General features: G+C 62.0%; 19 protein-coding genes. 11 read left to right on the top strand and 8 right to left on the bottom strand.

Going from position 1 to position 21,801, the window contains the following annotated elements:
- Window positions 1-69 precede the first annotated feature (69 nt).
- From mltG to KP003_RS02305, 6 genes are all read left to right on the top strand, one after another.
- Entirely contained in the window at window positions 70-1,092 is a 1,023-nt protein-coding gene (gene mltG / locus KP003_RS02330) for an endolytic transglycosylase MltG (protein ID WP_216790400.1), read from the top strand.
- Complete coding sequence (locus KP003_RS02325) at window positions 1,093-3,009, top strand: response regulator (protein WP_217300245.1); 1,917 nt, start codon at window positions 1,093-1,095, stop codon at window positions 3,007-3,009.
- A 322-nt stretch (window positions 3,010-3,331) separates the two neighbouring features.
- Window positions 3,332-4,465, top strand: a complete 1,134-nt coding sequence (locus tag KP003_RS02320) for an ABC transporter substrate-binding protein (RefSeq protein ID WP_216497289.1) — start codon at window positions 3,332-3,334, stop codon at window positions 4,463-4,465.
- A 91-nt stretch (window positions 4,466-4,556) separates the two neighbouring features.
- Window positions 4,557-7,040 (top strand): methyl-accepting chemotaxis protein, encoded by a 2,484-nt coding sequence (locus tag KP003_RS21590; RefSeq protein WP_216497290.1) that lies wholly within the window; start codon window positions 4,557-4,559, stop codon window positions 7,038-7,040.
- A 64-nt stretch (window positions 7,041-7,104) separates the two neighbouring features.
- Window positions 7,105-8,751 (top strand): aspartate:alanine exchanger family transporter, encoded by a 1,647-nt coding sequence (locus tag KP003_RS02310; RefSeq protein WP_217300244.1) that lies wholly within the window; start codon window positions 7,105-7,107, stop codon window positions 8,749-8,751.
- A gap of 422 nt (window positions 8,752-9,173) precedes the next feature.
- Window positions 9,174-10,166 (top strand): cytochrome c3 family protein, encoded by a 993-nt coding sequence (locus KP003_RS02305; protein WP_216497292.1) that lies wholly within the window; start codon window positions 9,174-9,176, stop codon window positions 10,164-10,166.
- Window positions 10,167-10,264: 98 nt separating this feature from the next.
- On the opposite strand, the gene KP003_RS02300 is transcribed toward KP003_RS02305, so the two are convergent.
- From KP003_RS02300 to KP003_RS02265, 8 genes are all read right to left on the bottom strand, one after another.
- On the bottom strand, window positions 10,265-10,810 hold the full coding sequence (locus KP003_RS02300; protein WP_216497293.1) for a hypothetical protein: 546 nt from the start codon (window positions 10,808-10,810) through the stop codon (window positions 10,265-10,267).
- Between the two features lie 36 nt (window positions 10,811-10,846).
- On the bottom strand, window positions 10,847-11,566 hold the full coding sequence (locus KP003_RS02295) for a cytochrome b/b6 domain-containing protein (RefSeq protein ID WP_216497294.1): 720 nt from the start codon (window positions 11,564-11,566) through the stop codon (window positions 10,847-10,849).
- On the bottom strand, window positions 11,563-12,651 hold the full coding sequence (locus KP003_RS02290) for a cytochrome c3 family protein (protein WP_239027594.1): 1,089 nt from the start codon (window positions 12,649-12,651) through the stop codon (window positions 11,563-11,565). Before KP003_RS02290 ends, KP003_RS02295 begins: the two co-directional genes overlap by 4 nt.
- Before the next feature lie 30 nt (window positions 12,652-12,681).
- Window positions 12,682-13,395 (bottom strand): response regulator, encoded by a 714-nt coding sequence (locus KP003_RS02285; RefSeq protein ID WP_216497295.1) that lies wholly within the window; start codon window positions 13,393-13,395, stop codon window positions 12,682-12,684.
- 24 nt (window positions 13,396-13,419) lie between these two features.
- On the bottom strand, window positions 13,420-13,689 hold the full coding sequence (locus KP003_RS02280; RefSeq protein ID WP_216497296.1) for a hypothetical protein: 270 nt from the start codon (window positions 13,687-13,689) through the stop codon (window positions 13,420-13,422).
- Window positions 13,690-14,001: 312 nt separating this feature from the next.
- A complete protein-coding gene (locus KP003_RS02275; RefSeq protein ID WP_216497297.1) occupies window positions 14,002-15,417 on the bottom strand; it encodes a sigma-54-dependent transcriptional regulator in 1,416 nt (471 codons plus the stop codon).
- A 4-nt stretch (window positions 15,418-15,421) separates the two neighbouring features.
- Window positions 15,422-17,734 (bottom strand): hybrid sensor histidine kinase/response regulator, encoded by a 2,313-nt coding sequence (locus KP003_RS02270; RefSeq protein ID WP_216497298.1) that lies wholly within the window; start codon window positions 17,732-17,734, stop codon window positions 15,422-15,424.
- Between the two features lie 210 nt (window positions 17,735-17,944).
- The gene (locus tag KP003_RS02265) at window positions 17,945-19,351 is read right to left on the bottom strand and encodes a sigma-54-dependent transcriptional regulator (RefSeq protein ID WP_217300243.1); all 1,407 of its coding nucleotides are present in this window, start codon (window positions 19,349-19,351) and stop codon (window positions 17,945-17,947) included.
- Window positions 19,352-19,910: 559 nt separating this feature from the next.
- On the opposite strand from KP003_RS02265, the gene KP003_RS02260 reads away from it, so the two are divergent.
- The 5 genes from KP003_RS02260 (at window position 19,911) to KP003_RS02240 (ending at window position 21,793) form a co-directional block, all read left to right on the top strand.
- Window positions 19,911-20,162: a hypothetical protein gene (locus tag KP003_RS02260; RefSeq protein WP_216497300.1), complete on the top strand. Its 252-nt coding sequence runs from the start codon at window positions 19,911-19,913 to the stop codon at window positions 20,160-20,162.
- Window positions 20,163-20,271: 109 nt separating this feature from the next.
- Window positions 20,272-20,658, top strand: coding sequence for a response regulator (locus tag KP003_RS02255; RefSeq protein WP_216497301.1), 387 nt, complete (start codon window positions 20,272-20,274; stop codon window positions 20,656-20,658).
- Window positions 20,659-20,742: 84 nt separating this feature from the next.
- Window positions 20,743-20,991: a hypothetical protein gene (locus KP003_RS02250; protein WP_216497302.1), complete on the top strand. Its 249-nt coding sequence runs from the start codon at window positions 20,743-20,745 to the stop codon at window positions 20,989-20,991.
- A 39-nt stretch (window positions 20,992-21,030) separates the two neighbouring features.
- Window positions 21,031-21,207, top strand: coding sequence for a hypothetical protein (locus KP003_RS02245; RefSeq protein ID WP_216497303.1), 177 nt, complete (start codon window positions 21,031-21,033; stop codon window positions 21,205-21,207).
- A gap of 61 nt (window positions 21,208-21,268) precedes the next feature.
- Entirely contained in the window at window positions 21,269-21,793 is a 525-nt protein-coding gene (locus KP003_RS02240) for a cytochrome c3 family protein (RefSeq protein WP_216497304.1), read from the top strand.
- Window positions 21,794-21,801 lie beyond the last annotated feature (8 nt).

Below are 21,801 nucleotides of genomic sequence, written 5' to 3'. Positions count from 1 at the left end.
CTAGTGCTGAGTTAGCAAAAGCACCGTTTTGCATAGGATAGTGCCATCTTAGCTTCCAGCCTAAAAGATATGTTCCTACGGCAGCGCAAACTCTGCCTCGCGCTGCTGCTGATAGTCACCCTGGTACCCATCACCCGTTTCTCCCGGTTCCTGCTGTTTCCCTCCGGCGACGGCAAGCGCGTGGAGATCGTCGAACTAGGCAAGGGTCGCCCGCTTAAGGCGCTGGCTGCCGACCTCGAGGCGCGCCGCATCGTCTCCAGCGCCCGCCTCTTCACCCTCTACGCGCGCATCAAGGGGGGCGACGCCCGGCTCAAGGCGGGTTACTACCAGTTCGACGACGGCATGCGCCCCAGCCAGATCCTCGCCAAGATGATCAACGGCGACGTGTACCAGCGCATCTTCGCGCTCCCCGAGGGATATTCCAGCTACCAGGTGGCGGAGATGCTCGAAAAACGCGGCATCTTCGGCAAGGACAGCTTCCTGGCCGCCTGCCGCGATGCCGCGCTGCTGAAGGAGTTCGGGATCGATGCCTCCAGCGCCGAGGGATACCTCTTCCCCGGGAGCTACAACATCCTTCCGGGTAAGAGCGAGCTTGAGGTGGTGCGCGAGATGGTGCAACGGCAGCAGGCGTACCTCAAGGAATCGGTGGACGGCCGCGCCCGGGCCAAGGGGGTCTCGGTGCAGAAGCTCTTGACCATGGCCTCCATGGTTGAGAAGGAGGCGGTGCTTCCGGCGGAGAAGCCGCTCATCGCCGCCGTGTTCCAAAACCGCCTGAAGCTCGGCATGCGGCTGCAGAGCGACCCGACCGCCCTTTACGGGGTGCGGGCCTTCGCCGGCAAGGTGAGACGGGAGGACATTCTGAAGCCGACCCCGTACAACACCTACCTGATCCCGGCCCTCCCGCCGGGGCCAATCGGGAACCCGGGCAGGGACGCCATCGAGGCGGTCCTCAACCCTGCCGCGGTACCCTACCTCTACTTCGTGGGGCGCGGCGACGGCAGCCACCAATTCTCCAAGGACCTCGCGTCCCACAACCAGGCGGTGCAAAAGTACCTGAAGGCGCCTGCCGCGGCCTCGCAAGGGGGAAGCTAGATGACGGGCAGCATTTTGCTGGTGGAGGACAATGAGCGTCTCTCCGCGATGCTGCGCACCGTACTGGAGGCGCGCGGGCTCGAGGTGAAGAGCGCCGCCAGCGGGGACCAAGCCCTTGCGCTTTTGCAGGCGCAGCGCTTCGACCTCCTGGTGCTCGACCTGAAGCTGCCGGGAATGAACGGCGTGGAGCTGCTGCAGCGGGTGCGCCGCAGCGCGGCCCTGAAGGAACTCCCCGTGGTGATCATGACCGGGGTCTTTCGCGGCGAAGAGTACGCCCGTGCCGCTACCAAGCTCGGGGTCAAGGCCTACCTTGAGAAGCCCTTCGGCAAGGACGAGTTCCTCAAGGCGGTGCAGGGGGCCCTGGACCAGGGACCGGCCCGCAAGGATATTTCCCGGCTCCTCCTGGAGCTGTACGGAAGCGGCCGAAACGGCATGCTCGAGCTGCGCGGCGGGACCAGGATCTTCGTGGTGGGGGGCGAGCCCGCCAGCTTCTCTTCACCGAGCTTCGTGCCGTTTCTGGTCTCCGGCAACCACCTGCAGCGCGCCGACCTGGAGCAGTTCCCCCCGGCCCGCCCTGGGCGGCTGCCGCTCGTGGAAGCCGGTCTCATAGGCTACGACGACCTGCTGGAGCAATCCCGCCTGTTCCTGTTCCGCTCCCTCGTGGAGGCGCTGCTGCAGAACCAGTCTCCCCGGTTCACACCGGACATCGCCGGCATCGAGCTTCCGCTCACCCCCCTTTCCCTGCCGCGCCTGCTGCACCAGGCCGCAGGCACCGCCAATTTCGACCTCGCCCCCTACCTCGCCGGCCGCGGCGCGCTCTACCCGGTGCGCACCACGCAATACTACCGCCTGGCAAACCTGCTCAACATGGGGCCGGAAGAGGTCGACCTGCTGCAGCAACTGGGACAGGGCAAGACGGTGGCGACCATCCTCTCCGACTGCGACACCCCGGCCCGGGGAGCGGCCCTGCTCGACCTTTTGGCGCGCATGGGGATGATGTCCCTCCCGGCGACGCCGGTTGCCGAGCAGCACCCCGATTTCCCGCAGAAGCTCCTCTTCAACCGCCCCATCGAGGAAGTCGCCGAGCGGCGGGCGGAGGCGGTCAGCTTCGAGGACCTGGTGAACGAGGTATCGGAATCGATCGAGCTCGTGGTCGGCAAGAAGGGAATGGCGGCACCGCTGTCGTCTACCGAGATCGACTTCGAGCAGGAGGTGCAGCGGGACTACGCCGCCATCCAGGACAAGAACTACTACGAGATCTTCGGGATGACCCCGGGCAACTTCAGCTTCGCCACCCTCAAGGAGGCCTACTTCGCCAAGACGCGGGAGTACTCTCCGGAAAAGTTCATGCAGCTCTCCGGGGCGACGCTTGGACGCGCCCAGGACGTACTTTCCCACTATGCCAACGCCTACAACACCCTCTCGAGCGTCATCGCCAAGGAGCGCTACGACGAGATGCTGAACGCCGACACCGTCGGCCTGGGAGGCAAGCGCGAGGACGAGTTGCAGGCGCGCATCCAGTTCCAATCGGGCAAGGTATTCCTGGAGATGGAGGATTTCGCCAACGCCGAACGCGCCCTGCAGGACGCCTACACCCTCGACCCCAACGACGCCCATACCAGTGCCTACCTCGCCTGGTCCATCTACAAGAACCCCGGCAACCAGCGCTCCCAGGGGGCCCTGGAGAAGTGCCGCATGCTCCTCTCCAAGAGCCTGCAGGCCGAGCGCAACGCCGACGCCTTCGCCTTCCGTGGCTGGATGCTGCTGGACGAGGGAAGGGACGGGCTGGCCGAGGGGGAATTCCAAAAGTCCCTCAAGTTGAACCCGCACCAGCCGCACGCCCAGGGAGGGATGCGCCTGATCAAGGAGCGCCGCGAGGCCGAGAAGAAGGGACCCTTCAAACGCATCTTCGGCTGATCCACGCATCCTGCCCGCACCAGTACCAGTACCGCCCGAGGCCTCGACAGACGAGGCCTTTTTTTTTCCTCCTCATTTATTTCCCCCCCGCGCCGAGTGCGCCCCATCCTTTGCATGATCGCACCGGAAGAACGCCGTAACGGTACCTAAGAGATCGGCTTGCCAAGCAATCATTAGCGGATATTATTTTAAAGTTTTTTAATACGGCCCCAGGCAGGGAGGCCCGCGCGGATAAGGCTGCATGACTGCTGGCGAATCGATCCCCGCCCGCCGCCCCGGTTCGCGCCCCCCTGCAGGCCCTACCCGAGAAGAGGAGGATGTCATGAGAAAGATGGTGTTCCTGACCGTGGTGCTGATGATGATCGTCCCGACGGCACATGCAGCGGGGCCGGTGGGCGACGTGATCAAGATCGGCATGGTGAACGACCAGACCGGCGCCAACAAGGGCTCCGGAAGGGGGATGAAGGTGGGGGTGGAAGCCTATTTCAAGTCGGTGAACGCCAAGGGGGGTGTCAACGGCCGCAGGGTGGAGCTGGTCTCGCTGGACGACCAGATGCTGACGGACAAGACCATCGACTGCCTGCTGAAGCTCGCCGACGAGCAGAAGGTGTTCGCGGTGGTAGGCTCCGTGGGCACCTCCAACTGCGTGGCGAGCCTTCCGGTGGTCAGGGAATACAAGCTCCCCTACATAAACCCCAGGACCGGCGCGACCGAACTGCGCACGCCGGTGGTCCGTGAGGTGTTCCACATCAGGGCAAGCTACCAACAGGAGGTGGACCGCATCGTGGACCAACTGGTCAAGCAGGGGGCGAAGCGCTTCGCGGTCTTCTACCAAAACGACGGCCTGGGCACCGACATCCTCGCCTCGACCGAGAACGCCGTCAAGCGCCACGGCCTGAGCCTGGTATCCAAGGGCTCCTTCGAGAGGAACACCGTGGCGGTCACCGCCGGGCTTGCCAGCATCATGGCCGGCAAGCCCGACGCCATCGTCGTCGGGGCAGTGTACAAGCCGGGGGCGGAGTTCATCAAGCTGGTGCGCAAGGAAGGGGTCACCGCCTACCTCGCCTCCGGCTCCTTCGCGGGGGGGATGAACCTCGTCAAGGCGGTGGGGCCTGGCGCCTCGGAGGGGGTCATCATGAGCCAGGTTGTTCCGGAGCTGGACGACCTGTCGCTGCCGATCACCAGGGAGTGCAAGGAGGCCATCGAGAAGAACCCGGACGACGTCGGCTTCAACACGGTGAGCATGGAGGGGTGCATGGCCGCGAAGTCGATGATCATGGCCCTCGAAAAAGCAGGCAATCCCCCCACCCAGGCCGCATTCATCCAGGCATACGAGAGCATGAAGGGAGCGGACATGGGAGGAATCAGGCTGACCTTCTCCCAGGACAACCACCAGGGGCAGGACAACGTCTACCTGCAGGTGGTGAAGGGGGACAAGCTCATTTCCCTCAAGTAAGCAAAGGGGGACCAAGAAGAGCGGATGACCGGTGCCGCGTCCTGCGCGGCACCGGTTTTATTGGTGCTGCAACCTTACTGCGGGGGTGGCAATGACCGTCAAAAGCAAGCTTTTGGGGAACATCGCGCTGACCATCGTCGGCATTTCGGTCCTGGCCGGGATCGGGCTCTTTTCCATAGCCAAGGTCAAGTCGAGCATCGAGATTCTGACCGGCAAATCGACGCCGCTGCACTTGAAGATGCTGGAACTGCAGCAGACGGTGGAAAAGGTCTCCGCCGACTTCATGCGACTCGAGATGACCACGGAGCCGGCCGAGGTGACCCACCTCTCGGAGGCCATCACCACCCGCATCAAGAGAATGGAAGAGCTGAACGACGAGATCGTGAAAGGGGGCGCCGCGTCCAGCGGCGTGGACACGGCCGTGCTGCGCAACATAGAGAAGACCGTGGTCCAGGTCGCCTCCCAGAGACTCAAGGACATGACCCTCTTCAAGAACGAGATCGCCACGGTGAACTCGGAATTGCGGAAGGCCGAAGAGAGCGTCGCAGGCCTGCGCAAGCAGATCAGCCAGATGGGGAGCAGCGCCCTCTCCAACATCAACTCCTCGCAGGCCGCCAACCTCCAGGTGAACAGCTCGATCAAGAAGCTCCTCACCCTGCAAAGCCGGCTCAAGGACATCAACATCATCCTGAGCGACCTGGAGCTTGTGAAGAACAAGTTCAAGGTGGCCCCCCTGAGGGAGCGCCTGAAGAACACGGTGGAGCTGACCCGCAACATCGAGGCGGACCAGGGGGACAACCCGGCCATCAGGGAGGTCAAGGGGGTGGCCACCGACATCCTGAACCAGATCGGCGCCGAGGAAGGAGGGCTGATAGCCCTCAAGCTGGAGATGTTGAACAACCCGGAGAAGGCGGACGCCGAGCACTACGCCAACAAGGCGCGCGACATCATGAAGCCCCTGGAGGAGAACAGCCAGAAGATCTTCAACACCATCGACACCCTGGAACTGCAGATCGTAAAGGACCGCAACAAGGTGGTCTCGTCGCTTGGCTTCCAGAACGCGGCCAACAGCGTCGTGGAGGCGGGAAGCAACATAAGCGTCGACGTGAAGGAGCTCAACTCCGGCGTGCGGCAGATCATGCTCAGTTCCACCGATGCCGAGGTGGGGAGACTCACCGCGACCCTCGCGGAGACCCGCAAGAGGATCGAGGCGAACATCGCCCTGGCGAGAAAGGTCCTGCTCGATTCGGGGCAGAAGGAACTCGCACAGAAAATGTCCGACGTCTCGGCAACCGTGCGCCGCGCCTCCTCCTCGATCCAGAAGATAGAGAGCACGAAGCTCGGGGTGATCAGGAGCAACGCCGCCATGCAGAAGGCGCTTGAGTCGGCGCGCGGCATTTCGCGCGAGCAGGCGCAAAGAAGCGAGGAGCAGGTGAAGAGCATCGGCGAGAACCAGCAGCAGATCCTCACCGGCGTACGCAACGCGGTGGACAACGCCACCCTGCTCTCCTACGTGATGATCGCGGTTTCCATCGCGGTGATCGCGATCTCGCTGGTGATCAGCCTGCGCATCATCGCCTCCATCACCAAGCCCCTCTCCCACGCCAAGGTGGTGACCGCAGAGATCGCCGACGGCAACCTGACCAGGCGGATCAAGGCCGGCTCGAACGACGAGATCGGCGACATCTGCAACAGCATCAACAACATCGTCGTGCACTTCCACGAGGTCATCTCCCGGGTATCGCAGAACACCACGCAGGTCGCCTCGACCTCGACCCAGCTCTCCTGCGCCGCCGAGCAGATGGCGGCCGGGGCGGCGCGGGTCGCCGGGCAGGCGGCCACGGTGGCGACGGCCAGCGAGGAGATGGCGGCCACCTCCCACGACATCGCGGTGAGCTGCACGCAGGCTGCGGCAGGCTCCAAGCAGGCCAACGACGCCGCAGTCGCCGGCGCCGACGTCGTCAAGGGGACGGTCCGGGGCATGAACCAGATTGCCGATCAGGTACGCGCCTCGGCGGTCACCGTCGGCGACCTCGGACAGAAGTCGGAGCTGATCGGCGCCATCGTGAACACCATCAACGACATCGCCGACCAGACCAACCTGCTGGCGCTGAACGCGGCCATCGAGGCGGCGCGCGCGGGAGAGCAGGGTCGCGGCTTCGCCGTGGTGGCCGACGAGGTGCGCGCCCTGGCGCAGAGGACGACCAGCGCCACACGGGAGATCGGAGAGATGATCAAGGCGGTGCAGCAGCAGACCAAGGGCGCCATCGGCGTGATGCAGTCGGGGGTGAGCCGGGTGGAGGAGGGCACGGTCGAGGCGGCGAAGTCCGGCGCCGCCCTGGAGGAGATCCTGCAGCAGATCGGCTCGGTAACCCTGCAGGTGAACCAGATCGCCACGGCAGCAGAGGAGCAGACCGCCACCACGGTAGAGATCAGCAACAACATCCAGAGCATCAACGAGGTGGTGCAGGACACCGCGAAGAACGCGCAGGAGTCGGCGTCGGCGGCGCTGCTGTTGTCACGGCTGGCGGAGGAGCAGCAAAAGCTCGTGGGGCAGTTCAAGCTGAGCGAATAGCAAGGGGAGCGTGAGGCTCATCAGGGCGGGGTTGCGGCGCCCGCCAGCGACAGAGGTGGCAATCATGATCAAGATACTCCTCGAGAACCCGTTGATGCTTCTGCTCATGGTCGCAGCACTGGGCTATCCCCTGGGGAAGATCAAGGTGTACGGCATCACCCTCGGCGTCGGCGCCGTCCTCTTCGTAGGGCTTGCCTTCGGGATGCTCCATCCGGACATGAAGGCGCCTGCCATCGTGTACATCATGGGACAGGCGCTCTTCGTCTACACCGTCGGGCTCTCCGCCGGCCCCTCCTTCATCTCGACCTTCCGCCGAAACGGCGTGATGAACAACGTGCTCGCCGGAGGGGTGCTCTGCGCCTCGGCGGCGCTCTGCGTCGCGCTGCAGAAGTACTTCGCGATCAAGCCCGGCATCGCCGCCGGCATCTTCTGCGGCAGCATGACCGCCTCGCCGGCGCTGGGCGGCGCGCTGGAGTCGATCCGCCAGACCGCGCCGCCGGACATGCTGGAGGCGCTGCTCGCCGAACCGGTGGTCGGCTTCTCCGTCGCCTACCCGATCGGCGTCATCGGCCTCATGCTGGCCATCAACGTCTGCCAGAAAATCTGGAAGGTGGACTACCAGGCGGAGTTCAAGGTGCTGCGCAAGCCCGAGGACCGCAAGTCGCTGGTGCACTGCACCATCAAGGTGCAAAGGGTGGATCCGCCCGACATGACCGTTCAGTTTTTGAACGAGTCGAACGACTGCGAGGTCATCTTCAGCCGCATCAAGCGGGGGGAGGAGTTCTTCTATGCCGGTCCCGGGACCGTGCTGCAGCAGGGCGACCTCGCGATGGTGGCCGGGGCGCCGCAGGAGATCGAGAAGATCGCGACGGTGCTCGGGGAGAGAAGGAGCAAGGAACGCCTGGGGCTGGACCGCACCGAGTACGAGTACCGCAGGATCTTCGTCTCGAGCCCCCAGGCCATTGGGCGCACCATAGGGGAGCTGCACCAGGACCAGCGCTTCGGAGAGGTGATCACGCTGGTGCGCCGCGGCGACAACGAGTTCCTCCCCGAGGCGGAGATGGTCCTGGAGCTCGGGGACGTGGTCAGGGTGCTGGCCCACAAGACCTGCATGGACGAGGTGACCGCCTTCTTCGGCAACTCCTACCGCAGGGTGAGCGAGGTGGACGTGATGACCTTCAGCCTGGGGCTTGTGATCGGGCTGGTCCTGGGCCTGATCCCCTTCCCCTTCCCCGGCGGAGGGAGCATGCAGCTCGGTTTCGCGGGAGGGCCGCTCATCGTGGGGATCCTGCTGGGGACCTTCGGCAGGACCGGCAAGATGGTCTGGAGCCTCCCCTACAGCGCCAGCATGGTGCTGAAGCAGGTGGGGCTGGTGCTGTTCCTGGCCGGCATCGGCACCCGCTCCGGCTACAGCCTGCTCACCACGCTCAGCCACGGGGGGGGCGGCAGCATCTTCATCACGGGCGTCTGTGTCACCTCCGTCACGGCCTTCCTCGGGCTTTTCATCGCGCACAAGATCATGAAGCTGCCGATGACGCTGGCGGTCGGCATCGTTGCGGGGATGCATACCTCAACGCCCGGCCTGGGCTACATCAAGGAACAAACCGGAAACGACCTCTCGGACCAGGGGTACGCCTGCGTCTTCCCCTTTGCCACCATCGGCAAGATCATCCTGGTGCACATCATCCTCGTTGCCACGGGGCAGCTATGACCGCCCAGACCTGGAGCCGGAAACGAGGGCCGCGGGCTTAGCGCCGGCGGCCCTCTTCTTTTAAGCGCTCGGCTGCGACGTTCGTATATGTTTGCTATACAGCAGCCGCCACCGCGCGGCACCTCCCATCAGGATAAAACACATTACTTTCTAGCAACTTGCCATCACTCAACCCGATTGAGTGTATAGCTTCCTTATACAGCCGCGGGCCGCGCCCATCGACCCCACTTCGAAACACTCCTGTGATTACATCAACTTACACTTAATTGAAAAATCAGGCACGGCTAATGCTAAAGAGATCTCGTGCCGGTTTATCCGTCGCAGCAGAGCAGTGCGGCTGGCGTCCTGCCGCTCCCAGCAACCGATCTCGCAGGGGAGAAATATAAGGAGTCAATCCAATACACCGTCAAAGGAGGAAAACCATGAGATTCAAATCGGCGTTCATTGTCCTGGCCGCGTTAGCCGTAGGATCTTCCGCAGCATACGCCATCGAGCTGAAGGACATCACCTACCAGACCGACGGCGGGGGCAAGGTGGTCTTCAGCCACAACAAACACCTGAAGAAGAAAACGGAGAAGAGCCCGAACGTGAGCTGCAAGACATGTCATGAGAATCCGCGCGCGGCCAAAACCAAGTACACCATGGCCGACATGGACAAGGGGAAATCATGCGGCAAGTGCCACAACGGCAAGAAGGCGTTCAGCGTCGCCAAATGCACGGCTTGCCACCAGGTCAAGAACATCACCTTCAAGGTGAAGGAGACCGGGCCGGTGCTCTTCAGCCACAACAAGCACCTGAAAACCATGCAGTGCAACGCCTGCCATAACTCCCTTTACAAGACCGGCCCCAACAAGCAGGTAACCATGGCCGAGATGGAGAAGGGGAAATCGTGCGGTGCCTGCCACAACGGGAAGAAGGCGTTCAGCGTCGCCAAGTGCGACGGCTGCCATCCTTCCCCCAAGCAGGTCGTTTTCAAGGTGAAGGAGACCGGGCCCACCGTCTTCAGCCACAGCAAGCACGTGGAAATCTACAGCTGCAGCTCCTGCCACACCAAGCTGTTCCCGCTTGGTTCGAGCAAGGCGGTCACCATGGCGGCCATGGAGAAAGGGAAGTCCTGCGGCGCCTGCCACAACGCCAAGGATGCCTTCGCCGTTTCGCAATGCGAGAAGTGCCATCCGGTTCAGGAGATCAAGTTCAAGGTTGCCGACGTCGGGGACGTGAAGTTCAGCCACAGCAACCACCTGGGCATGTACAAGTGCCAGGATTGCCACAGCGGCACCTTCCCGACCAAGCGCGGCGGCAAGCCGGTCTCGATGGACGAGATGAAAAAGGCTAAGTCCTGCGGCGCTTGTCACGACGGCAAGGCCGCCTTCACCGTGAACGGCAACTGCGACTCCTGCCATCAGCACGGCTAGAGAGACGAAGTTCGGCCCCTTTCCGCGGGTAAAAAAGAACCGGCCACTCGAAATCGAGTGGCCGGTTGTGCATGGAGGGCCGTTCCTGCACAAAAGGATCAATCGCGCAGGCGTTCCAGGCGGGCGGTCTCCTCCTTGATCGCCTTGGCGGTGTAGCTTACCACGAAGCAGTGTTCCAGCAGCAGTAAGACGAGGCCGGCAAGGAAAACGACAGGAAAGTAGGTGCCGGTCGTGTCGCAGAAGACATAGAGCGGGTAGAATGCAGCGGGGAGGCCGACGTTGCACCAGCTGTACCCCGGTCTGCCGTCGCTCCCCCTGCGCCCCAGGATCAACACCAGGGCGGACAGCCAGGAGACACCGAGGACAAGGTTGAGCAGGTCGACCGACGGCAAAGGACCGATGATGGCTTCCAGCTCCGCTTGGGCAACGGCGGGCACGGTCCCCTGGCTGAGCAGAAGTGCCGCCGCGCTCAGGGCGAGGAAGAGCAGTACCCCCCACAGCCCCCTGCGGGAAAGGACATGCAGTTGCTCGACGTTGTGGGCTACCTGATCCCGGTTCCATGAGAGATCACTTGCCGCCGCGACCTGGGCCACTCTCCGCACCGGTTTTGCCTTGATATGCTCGATAAGATGATGTCCTGACATGGCCGTCTCCTTTCCCTGGTTCAGCCCCCCGTCCCATCAACTGTGGCGCTGCTCCAGAAGTGCCCGCTCGTATTCCGGATAGTGACGTACCGGCCGGTAGCCGGGAATGGCCACTTCCGTCCCCCCCACTTCCTCATGCTCTTCCACATCCTCCCATCCGATCAGCATCGGCTTGATGTAATCTCCCAGTGTCGCCAGGTAGACGTGCGTGCAGAGGAAGGCAAGGAGCGAGCAAGCCAGGAGGAAATGGAGCGCGACGATGAACTTGATACCGCCCCACATCAGGATCAGCACGCGCAGCGGGGTAACGTTCAGCAGCAGTATCCCGGTGAGGCCGACCAGCGGCATGAGCACGAACATCACCGCCAGGTACGCCGATTTCTGCATCGGATTGAACTTGTGATCCGGCGTGGCATGGTACGGGCTCGGCCGCCCCAGGAAGTACCAGAAGCAGTAGTAAAGGAGCTGGCGTACCAGGCCGTGCTTGATGTCCTCCTCGTCCGGGATGTACAGCTTGTCCAGCGTGTTCTTCACCATCTTGTAGTAGAAGAACCAGAACGAGAAGGAGATGGAAACGATGATCCCCGCGGTGTTGTGCACCTCGATGGCGCTCTTGTAGCTATTGAAGAGGCTCAGGCTCTCGGGGAAGCGGATCTGGGCACCAGACACGATCAGGATGATGATGCCCGAGGCGTTGATCCAGTGCCAGATGCGTATCGGCCAGGGCTGCAGATATATCCTTTTTTTCTCGCTCATGACTGATGCTCCTTTTGTTTCCTGTTTTTGCGGGTCAGGAACCGGACGAAGCCGTGCCCGACCGGCATGATGAGACCGCAGCAGATGATGGCGAGCCCCACGTTGTTCAGATTCGCGTTCTTGGTGGACCCCATCATGTAGAAGTCCGGGGCGGCGTAGAGGGCATCAAGGACCGCCCCCTTCTCTACCGGCACTCTCAGGAAGCTCCCTTTCTCATCCGGTACGGCTATGAAGCTGGTCTGCATGAGTCCCGAGCCCGAGGTATGGCAGAAGCTGCAGTTACGCCTGCTGTCCAGGATCTCGAACTTGTGGGACACCGTCGAGGGAGTCATCATCCCGTAGAGCCGGAGCGACTTCTGGGAACGGTTGAACACGCGCAGCTCTTCCAGCGAAACGTAGTTGTCCCGGTTGGTATCGATGAGGGACACGATGGGACGCCCGCCGGCCATCGCTTTCAGTTCGGCATACTCGACCACTTCCTGCTTCCCGAACCGGCTGTCGCCCTTGCTCTTGACGATGTACATGCTGATGTAGTAGTCCTTGGCGCCCGTATGACAGGTGATGCACGGCAGCATGCGCAGGTGCAGTTCCGACTGAGGCAGCCACTCGCCGTGCTTTGCCGTCATCTCCAGGGAGTTGTGGCAGTTGGAACAGATCACGTTGATCTCCTGCCCGGAAACGTCTTTCGGATTCTGTACCAGGTGCGGGTTGTGGCACCCGTTGCAGGCGGTCTTGGCGGCATGCAGCCCCTTGGCGTACTCATCGCTGATCCCGGAGTGGCAATCGCGGCAGTCGGCCTTGGGCACCTTGGTCCCGTCGGGGTGGTTGGAAGGCACGGTCGCGTGGCAGGCTGCACACCCGATGCTGGCATGAGCTGTCAGGGTGAACCGTTGCGGGTCGACGAAGGATCCCTTCGGCACCTCGCCGGTTTTCCCGTGACAGGAAAGGCACGCCTGGTTGCTGGCGGTCTGATCGCCGTAAGAGAAGCCCCAGGCGCTCGCTTGCGCGATCAGGCCGGCGATGGCCCAGGCGCAGAACGCGAGCTTCGCGAGCAAACTCATCTTTTGTAGGTCGGCTGGTTTCACGTATCCCTCCTTTCAGGAGCAGGTCCTTAGCTAGGATGATTTTTTGTCGGATGAGGCAGCCTGCTCTTTGGCAGCTTGCTGCGCCATGATGCGATGCGGCAACTTGATCCGGAACACCGGGAAAAACTGGGCCACTACCAACAGCGCGCAGAATCCGAGGAAGAGCCAGATCCCCAGGTTGCCCCCCCGCTGCACGCTCTCCGCCGCCGACAGGGCCAGGAAACTGGTCCCGAAGATGAGAACGGCGAGGGCTATCAGCCAGGAGAACCGCCTGGAGACGCTGGCAGGTTGCTTTGCCACCGACTCGCGCCGGTGCGCCCTGCGCCTCATGGCGGCCTCCATGCGCTCCTGCTGTCGATTGGCACGGTAGGTCTTGAAGGCGCATTCCACGGCGAGCCCGAGCTCTTCGGTATCGCCGTTTTCCACCGGTTTCATGGCCTGGTAGAAGATCCCCGCCTTGCGCACCTGCCTCGCCTGGGTCAGGGGAAGATCGTCGGAAACCATGATGACGTTCAGATGGCGGTTGCATTTTTTCAACAGGTGAATCAGATCCGACGACGAAACCTTCTGGTCGAAGTCGCTTCCCAGCAACAACACCGGCGTCTTCTTCTGCAGGATGCTGCAAAGCACGTGGACTGTTGAATCAGTGGTCTCGACCTCATACCCCGCCTTGCGGAAGTATTCGGCTACCTGGCGGCGGAAATCCGCGTCCCTGTCCGCAATGATGATTCCCCGTTCGTCCATAAGGCACCTCGCGTCTCACAACAGCTACTTTTTGTCCTCTTCCAGGGGGACCTTTACCTTCTTGCCGAACAGGCCGTAAATACCCTTGAGCATGGCGCTGAAGAGCATGATGCCAGGGATGACCTGCACCACGATGATGGCGCCGATGAAGAGGAGAAAGATCTTCGCCATCAAACCGCTCCCCTCGGAGACGTCGGCAATGCCGGAGATGAGCAGCGTCCCGGCCAGTACCACACCGATGATCGACCAACTTGTCACTTTCCCGGACAATGATTCCCGCGTTTCCTTTGTCATGGCCCTCTCCTTTTTCCGCATTATTCCCCGAAGGGTTACCCATACATAGCAACCCTGGTGCCGAAACGAGCCCTACGACAAAAATTCCAATTATCACGGTAACTTGCCAGGATTGGGACGGAAAACTGCGGGATTAGGGGCGGACGTCTGCCTGGACGGCCCCTTTCGGGCAAAGGGGATAAAAATGATGTCAAAACAAATGCTTACATGGAGATTCGAGCCGAATAAGGGATGACTTGGGTTTCCTGCCGTGCAGGAACGCTCTTGCGCGGCAGGAAAGAATCGGGCGAGGAGAAGGGAATGGCGAGACGGCTAGGCCGAGCGGTGCAGGTCGTGGATTTTCAGCAGGGCGTAAAGTCGCGATTGCGAGAGTCCGGATAGGTTGCAGGCGGTGGCGATGTCGTTTTGGGACAGCGCCATCAGGTCGCAGAGGTACTGTTTCTCGGCTTGGTTGTAGATGCTGTCACGGAAGTCGGTCAACTTGGGGAGTTGGGTAGGCGGCGACAGTTGAGCGGGGGGCGCGGCGGCGGCCTCGTGGCGGTTCACGGCGTTTTGGGTCACCTGTACCCGGATCGGCGTAGGCAGGTGCTGGGCGAAAAGGACCGGTTGTTCCCGGGCAGTCAGCACGGTGCGCTCGATGGTGTTGATGAACTCGCGCACGTTGCCGGGCCAACTGTAGGCCTGCAGGGTTTCCATGAATTCCGGGCAGCTCCCCTTGGGCGACAGGCCGTTATTCTCACAGAACCTGTCCATGTAATAGCGGGCAAGTTCCTTGATGTCCTCGCTGCGCTCCCGCAGCGGGGGGAGTTCGATGACGAAGGTACTCAACCTGAAGAGGAGGTCGCTGCGGAAGGTTCCCTCCTCCGCCATCCGGTTCAGGTTGCGGTTGGTTGCCGCCACCAGCCGGAAATCGCTCTCCAGCTCGCGCTGCCCCCCCACCGGGCGATAGCGTCTCTCCTGAAGGACCCTGAGAAAAGCCTTTTGCGTGGCGAAGGGGAGCTCACCCACCTCGTCCAAGAACAGGGTCCCGCCATGAGCCTGGCTGATCAGACCGTCGCGCGCCTTTTCGGCGCCGGTAAAGGCCCCCTTCTCGTGTCCGAAGAGCAGGCTCTCCACCAGCGTCTCCGGCAGGCTGGCGCAGTCCACCACCACGAAGGGCCTGTCGCTGCGCTTGCTGTTCTGGTGCACCGCCCTTGCGAAAAGCTCCTTGCCCGACCCGGTTTCCCCCAGGATCAGAACGCCGGCGTCGCTCACCGCCGCGCGCGCCACGGCATCGAGACAGGCGGTCAGGGCGGGGCTGTTGCCGATGATATTCTCCCGTTTCAGGGCGACCACCTCCTGGCGACCGCAGAGGGAGAGCTTCTGCTTGCGGTACTCCAGGGCCCGCACGAGGGAAAGGGTGATGTCCTTCACCGATGATCCCTTCTCGATGTAGTCCCACGCGCCGCTGTTGATGGCCAATTCCGCGCCGGCCGGGTCGCCGTATCCGGTCATGATGACGATCTCGGGCTTCGATGGCGCCTGCGCCAGGCGCGGCAGCATCTCCAGCCCGTTGCCGTCGGGAAGCCGTACATCGAGGAACACCAGGTCGAACTCCCCTTCGGCCGCCAGCTGACAGCCGGCGACAAGCGTCATAGCGCAGCTCGTTTCGTGCCCGGCACGCTTGCCCACCAGGGACATGGACTGGCAGACAGTCTCCTCGTCGTCGATGATCAGGATCTTCGCCATCTCCTCATGCCTCCCCGGCCGGTGCCATTACCCGGTGTATCATCGCCGTCATCTCCTCGCGGTCCAGCGGCTTGTAGGCCACCTCGCGGACCCCCGCCTGCTCCGCCTCCTCGCGCTGTGCGGTACGGTCCACCCCCGATCCCAACCCGGTGCAGAGAATGACCGGCAGGTCGGAGCGGACGGCGACGAGTTCGCGGGACAGCTCGATCCCCGTCATGCGCGGCATGGTCTGGTCGGTGATGACCAGGTCCACGCCTCGCGGGTCCGCGCGGAAGATTTCCAGCGCCTCCATGCCGTCGCGGCCGGTAACCACCTGGTACCCAAGCCGCTCCAACATCTTCTTCCCGGCAAAGACGACATCCTCCTCATCGTCGACAAAGAGGATCCTGCCGCTGCCGGCCACCGGAACTTCCTCCGGCTGCAGCAGGCAATCCTTCTGCACGGCGGCGGTCCGGGGCAGAAACACCTCGAAGGTGGCTCCCAGCCCTGGCCTGCTGCTTACCGTGATCCCCCCGCCGTGGTTCCTTACGATGCCGTGCACCACCGACAGGCCGAGCCCGGTACCCTCGTTGTGCCCCTTGGTGGTGAAGAAAGGATCGAAGATCTGCTCCATGGTCTTCTGGTCCATGCCGTGCCCCGAGTCCTTGACCGTCAACTTCAGGTACGGTCCGGGAGGGAGATCGGGTGCGCCGAAGGAATCGGCGTCGAGATTGGCGTTTTCCAGCGCCAGCTCGAGGGTCCCCCCCTTGAGCCTCATGGCATGGCTCGCGTTGGTCACCAGGTTCATGATGATCTGGTGGATCTGGGTCGGGTCGGCCATGATCATGCCGAGGTCCGGTTCCAGATGCGCGTGCACCGTTATCGAGGAAGGGATCGACGGGCGCATCAGGTTCAGGCACTCGCTCATGATCGACTCGACCTGGACCGGCTGCCGCTCCTGCTCCCCCTTGCAGCAGAAGGTGAGGATCTGCTTCACGAGCTTGCGCCCCCGGTAACTCGACTTCAGCACCACGTCCAAAAGCTCGCGCAGGGGGCTTTCCGGCGCCACGTCGTCCCGCGCCATCTCGGTACAGGTGATGATGGAGGCCAGGTTGTTGTTGAAGTCGTGGGCGATGCCGCCGGCCAGGGTCGCGATGGCCTCCATCCTCTGGGCCTGGCGCAGTTGCCGCTCCAGTTGCAGTTCGTGGGTCACGTCGCGCACCAGGGCGGCGTGGTTCTTCACCGCACCGCAGGTATCCGAGATGGACCAGAAGGTGATGTCGATCTCGTAGCACTCCCCATCTTTGCCCTTCTGGATAAAGTGCCCCCCCGTCCGCCGCTCCCCCTTGGTCAGGTCGGCCCACACGAAACGATAGAGCTCCACGCCGCCGTCGCCGTCGCCCAGAGCAGCGACGTTGCGCCCGACCACGCACTGGGCGTCGTGCCCGGTGATGGTCTCGATGGCCGGGTTCACGTACTGTATCAGCCCGTCGCTGTCGAAAAGGATGAGCCCTTCCTTGGACTGTTCGATCACCGAGGCGAGCAGCATGATTTCCTGTTCCGCCTTCTTGCGCTCCACGTTCATGCGCAAGGTCGCGATCCCAAATGAGAGATCGTCCGCCAGTTGCTCCAGGAGCTTGACCTCCTGTTTCCCGAAGGCCCGCTTTTCCCCGGCGAAGATCACCAGCGCTCCCAAGGGGCGCCCTTCGTTTATCAGCGGCAGAGATATCGACGCGGCGAAGCCATGTTTCAGCGCCTCCTCCCGCCACAGGGTCCAACTGGCATCGTAGCGGATATTCTGGGCGATGCGCGTGGTGCCGGTCCTGATGGCGGTGCCGGTGGGGCCGCGCCCCCGGTCGATGTCCGCCCAACTCATGTCCAGCTTGGTGAGGTAGCCCCCTCGGTCGCCCCACTGCGCCACGGGGCGCACCGTCTTCCAGTCGTCATGCACGGCCATCCCCACCCAGGCCAGCTTGTACCCCCCAGTCTCGACGATGGTGCGGCAGACGTCCTTCATCAGCTGCAGCTCATCCGTGGCCCGCACCAGAGCCTGGTTGCAGCCGCTGAAGGTCTTCAGCGCCCGGTTCACCCTGAACAGCGATTCCTTGCCGCGCACCACGTCGCCTTCACTGCGGCTGATCAGGAGGTAAAGCAGGGCAGCCGTGGCAAGTATGAAGAAGGCATGGTTCAGGGTCTCCACGGAAGTGTACATGAAGCTTTTGTGTGCCAGCACGGCGGGGAACAGGCAGGAAGCGGCGCCCCAGAGGACACCGACTACGGCATAGACGATCGTGATATTGAGGGGGGTCAGCTTTCTTTCACTGTTGATCTGTTTCATGCACGCTCTCCCCTGCCGTTCGCGGCCGTTAAGAGAAACCCGCATTGAGTTTAACACATTGGAAAAAGCTCGCCATGAGTCTGCGCAGAATTAAAGAGAAGAGCTGTGAGGAAGTCAGGGGAAAAGCGGCGACGCAGAAACAGCATCTGCCGCGGTGGTAGCTGTCGGGGGGAGCGTCTCGTGCAGCGACGGGAGACCGGCCGGGCTACCCTACCGCCCGAAATAGTCCTTAACGGAGATGCCCAACCGCTTCAACATGGTCTGGAAATTGGGGCGCAGCATGCCGGTTTCCTCGGCGGCGCGGGAGATGTTCCAGTTGTTGCGCTTCAAGGCCTGAATCACGAACGCTTTCTCGACGTTCTCGACGGAGCGGTCGCGGATGTGGCGCTTCATCTCCTTGAGGGCCTCGGCGCTGGTCGGGACGAAGCCGTCGAACCCGGTGCTGCAGACCTCGGCCGCCTCGCCCAATTCCAGATTTTCCTTCTGGATCACGTCCCCCTCGCACAGGACCACCGCGCGCTCGATGGTGTTCACCAGTTCGCGGACGTTGCCCGGGTAGGCGTAGTTCTCCAGAAAGTGCATCGCCTCCGGGGAGATGCCCCGCAGGTCCTTGCCGACCTCCTCGACGAACTTGTGCATGAAATGGCGGATCAGGAGCGGAATGTCCCCTTTACGCTCGCGCAGCGGGGGGAGTTCCAGGGGGATGATGTTGAGACGGAAAAAGAGGTCTTCCCGGAACTTCCCCTCGGCCACCATGGTCTTCAGGTTGCGGTTGGTGGCGGCCACGAGGTGGATGTTGAAGGAGACCGGCTGGGTGCCGCCGATCGGGGTGACCTGGCGCTCCTGCAAGACGCGCAAGAGTTTCGCCTGGGTGGAGAGGCTGATGTTGGAGACCTCGTCGAGGAAGAGCGTCCCCCCGTCGGCGACCATCAACAGGCCCATCTTGGTCTGCATGGCGCCGGTGAAGGAACCTTTCACGTGGCCGAAGAGCTCGCTTTCCAGGAGGTTTTCCGCCAGCGCGGTGCAGTCGACGGCGACGAAGGGCTGGTCGCGCCTGGAACTGTGCTTGTGGATGGCGCGGGCGGCGAGCTCCTTGCCGGTGCCGCTCTCGCCGGTGATCAGGACGGTGCTGTCGGTGGAGGCGACCTGGATGATGCGGCGGTAGACCTTCTGCATCTCCCGACTTTCCCCGACGAAATCGTCGAAGCCGTGGTGGCAGTCGATCTCCTTCTTCACCACGATGTCTTCCACCGTGGTCTTCTTCTGTTCCAGCGCGAGGTGTACCTTCTCCAGGATCTGCTCGGGCGTGAAGGGCTTGACGATGTAGTCGACGGTGCCGTTTTTCATCGCCTCGACGGCGGTCTCCACCGTGGCGAACCCCGTGATCATGATCACCGGAGTGTCCGGCTGCAGTATCTTGACCGCGTTCAGCACCTCGAACCCGCTCATGCCCGGCATCTTGAGGTCGGTGATTATCAGATCGAACTGTTTCTGCTGCAAAAGCTCTATGGCAGCATGCCCGTTCTTGGCGGCATCTACGGTGAAGGAATCTCCTTCGAGAATTCGTGCCAGGCCATCCCTAATAACAGACTCATCATCAACGATAAGAATATGCATAGAATCACCATGTTATATCCAGCTATAGATGCACCGCGCCTATCGGTTTTTCGAGCCCGCTGAAGCAGGACGGCCCCACGCGTCATCCTCTGCCATTGAGAGGCTCCCACGACGGAGTCCGCCCGCTGTATCAATAGCCCACAAAGGGTTCTCTGTCAACAAAAAGACATGAAAATACTTTCACTGCATTGCCTGTGACTGAGCTGCCGTTTCGCCTCCGGCTGCGGCCGACGACCGACCTTGAGCGCGCCAATGCACCCGGATTTATTAGTGTATGCCGGAACAATACACCGCGCCCCGCCCCCTTGTACGCCGAAATCATTGCGTTTTTCCTGACCGCCGCAACAAGCCCGCTCCTGGGGGAGCCGCGGCATGTATAGGGCGGCTATACATTGGACCGCCCCGGCCGCCCCCAAGAGGAAACGCATCCGCCAACAAACACACGGAAAACCAGCAACTTATAACTTTTTCTCGCGGATGGCACGTTGGATGCTTAGTAAGGTCATCAGGCAGGTTAGCTGACCAGGTTCGCAGGCACACCAAAGGAAAGGAGACTATCATGAAGGTTCTAACCGTAACGACAGCCTCGCTGGTGATGGACGGAACCCAGGCTATGGCATCTCCCGCCGCAACGGAAAGCGCGGGGCTCGGGCTGGGCGCGATCGTCTTTATCGCATTCGTAGCCATGATGATCCTGTTTCAGCTGGTCCCCGGCCTCACGATGTTTTTCCGTATCTTCAAAGGGATCTTTTCCACCGAAGCCGAGCGGCGCGCGAAAGAGGCTGCCAAGAACAACAGGACCAGCCTATGACCGCTGGCCGGCTGGCGGGGCGGGACTTCCGCCGGCGCGCCCCCGGTGTCGGCGGTGCACAGCCAAGCTACAGCGGAACCGATGCTCCCAGCCGTGTGAGGGTAAAGCTATGCAAGGACTTCTCATCGTGGACGAAGACATGGACTGCAGAAAACAGATGGCCGAGATGTTCATCGAGTCCGGCTACAACGTGATCGTCACCAACTCCATAGAAAGCGCCCTTTCCGGGATCCTGAAAAGAACCGCGCAGGTGGTGCTCCTGGGGACCAAGTTCGACGAGTTCTCGGCATCGGAGATCATCCCGCTGCTGAAACAGTGCAACCGCAAACTGTCAATCATTCTCATAGCCGCCGGCACCTCGCTGCCGCTCTCCAGAAAGCTCAGGAGCGAGGGGATCTTCTATCACGCGCTGAAACCGGTTAATGCCGAGGACCGCGCCGAGATCAGACAGGCGGTTCAGTGTGCCTTCGACAGCCTCAAGTTGCAGATGGCCTAAGGGTAACAAAGGGGGCAGGCACCGGGAGGCCCCGAAGATAAAACGACCGAGTCTTTCACATCAACGCCCCAAAAGGAGAAAACCATGAAAACCAAGATGCGTCTGCCAGCCTTAGTGAACACAGCCGTTGTTTTTCTCATGACGACAGCCAACGCTTTCGCCGCCTCGACCAGCAAGGTCTTCGTCAGCAAGATGGGGATCCTGCTTTTCCTCGGTTTCTGCGCCCTGGTGCTGGTGGTCCAGCTGATCCCTGCCCTGATCACCCTGTACGGCATGCTGAAGGGGATCGGCAAAGAGCAGGAAAAATCCCCCTCCCGCGTCAAGAGCCACTAGCGGCGATGGAATTCAACCTGATCGCAAAGGAGCCAAGCCATGACACTGGACACCATAGGACAGATAAAGGAAGTCTTCACGCTGGTCGACTTCTACCAGTACATCAAAGGAGTGGAGTACCTGATCTGCGTAGCCTTCTTCATCGGGTTCCCCATGTTCTACCGCTACCTGCACAAGCGTGAGCAGGAAGAAGGCAAGGAAGCGGCGCGCCACTAGCATCGGACCAGGCAGCAAGGGAGTGAGCCTCCCCACTACTACAGAGCCAGGAGAACATGACATGTCCTCTTACAAACATCTTATAGTTGCCGCGCTTTCCATAGGCGCCATCTCGGTGTCCTCCCCTGCTGCGCTGCAGTGCGCACCGGTGCCGGACTCCATCACCTTGAACCCGAACGGCAAGCTGTTCAGCCCGTTCACCTTCAACCACAGCAAGCACATCCAGTCGATCAAGGAATGCGCGGACTGCCACCACCACACCACCGGCACCCTGGTCCTGGACCCCAACTGCGTGCGCTGCCACCAGAACTCGAGCCCGACCGCCGTCGTCTCCTGCAAGGGGTGCCATTCGGCCACCCCGTTTTCCCCGGAGACCCTGGCCGCCAAGCGCGCCGACAAGCAGCGCTACCACCTGGACAAGATGGGACTCAAGGGGGCCATGCACCAAAACTGCATCGGCTGCCACACCAAGGTGGGCAACGGCCCGACCGGGTGCCAGGACTGCCATCCGCGCACCAAAGAGGGCGCCGCCTTCTACAGCACGAACCGCAAGGGAGCCAAACCCGCCCATGCAGAAGAGGAATGAGATGCACC

It is taken from the genome of Geomonas diazotrophica, from assembly GCF_019063885.1.
Lineage (GTDB): Bacteria > Desulfobacterota > Desulfuromonadia > Geobacterales > Geobacteraceae > Geomonas > Geomonas diazotrophica.
This window is presented reverse-complemented; position numbering and strand designations above follow the sequence as displayed.

What these genes read in the sequence shown, in the direction of transcription:
- mltG (WP_216790400.1), top strand. Translation starts at nt 70, where the DNA reads ATGTTCCTACGGCAGCGCAAACTCTGCCTCGCGCTGCTGCTGATAGTC.
- KP003_RS02325 (WP_217300245.1), top strand. Translation starts at nt 1,093, where the DNA reads ATGACGGGCAGCATTTTGCTGGTGGAGGACAATGAGCGTCTCTCCGCG.
- KP003_RS02320 (WP_216497289.1), top strand. Translation starts at nt 3,332, where the DNA reads ATGAGAAAGATGGTGTTCCTGACCGTGGTGCTGATGATGATCGTCCCG.
- KP003_RS21590 (WP_216497290.1), top strand. Translation starts at nt 4,557, where the DNA reads ATGACCGTCAAAAGCAAGCTTTTGGGGAACATCGCGCTGACCATCGTC.
- KP003_RS02310 (WP_217300244.1), top strand. Translation starts at nt 7,105, where the DNA reads ATGATCAAGATACTCCTCGAGAACCCGTTGATGCTTCTGCTCATGGTC.
- KP003_RS02305 (WP_216497292.1), top strand. Translation starts at nt 9,174, where the DNA reads ATGAGATTCAAATCGGCGTTCATTGTCCTGGCCGCGTTAGCCGTAGGA.
- KP003_RS02300 (WP_216497293.1), bottom strand. Translation starts at nt 10,810, where the DNA reads ATGTCAGGACATCATCTTATCGAGCATATCAAGGCAAAACCGGTGCGG.
- KP003_RS02295 (WP_216497294.1), bottom strand. Translation starts at nt 11,566, where the DNA reads ATGAGCGAGAAAAAAAGGATATATCTGCAGCCCTGGCCGATACGCATC.
- KP003_RS02285 (WP_216497295.1), bottom strand. Translation starts at nt 13,395, where the DNA reads ATGGACGAACGGGGAATCATCATTGCGGACAGGGACGCGGATTTCCGC.
- KP003_RS02280 (WP_216497296.1), bottom strand. Translation starts at nt 13,689, where the DNA reads ATGACAAAGGAAACGCGGGAATCATTGTCCGGGAAAGTGACAAGTTGG.
- KP003_RS02275 (WP_216497297.1), bottom strand. Translation starts at nt 15,417, where the DNA reads ATGGCGAAGATCCTGATCATCGACGACGAGGAGACTGTCTGCCAGTCC.
- KP003_RS02270 (WP_216497298.1), bottom strand. Translation starts at nt 17,734, where the DNA reads ATGAAACAGATCAACAGTGAAAGAAAGCTGACCCCCCTCAATATCACG.
- KP003_RS02265 (WP_217300243.1), bottom strand. Translation starts at nt 19,351, where the DNA reads ATGCATATTCTTATCGTTGATGATGAGTCTGTTATTAGGGATGGCCTG.
- KP003_RS02260 (WP_216497300.1), top strand. Translation starts at nt 19,911, where the DNA reads ATGAAGGTTCTAACCGTAACGACAGCCTCGCTGGTGATGGACGGAACC.
- KP003_RS02255 (WP_216497301.1), top strand. Translation starts at nt 20,272, where the DNA reads ATGCAAGGACTTCTCATCGTGGACGAAGACATGGACTGCAGAAAACAG.
- KP003_RS02250 (WP_216497302.1), top strand. Translation starts at nt 20,743, where the DNA reads ATGAAAACCAAGATGCGTCTGCCAGCCTTAGTGAACACAGCCGTTGTT.
- KP003_RS02245 (WP_216497303.1), top strand. Translation starts at nt 21,031, where the DNA reads ATGACACTGGACACCATAGGACAGATAAAGGAAGTCTTCACGCTGGTC.
- KP003_RS02240 (WP_216497304.1), top strand. Translation starts at nt 21,269, where the DNA reads ATGTCCTCTTACAAACATCTTATAGTTGCCGCGCTTTCCATAGGCGCC.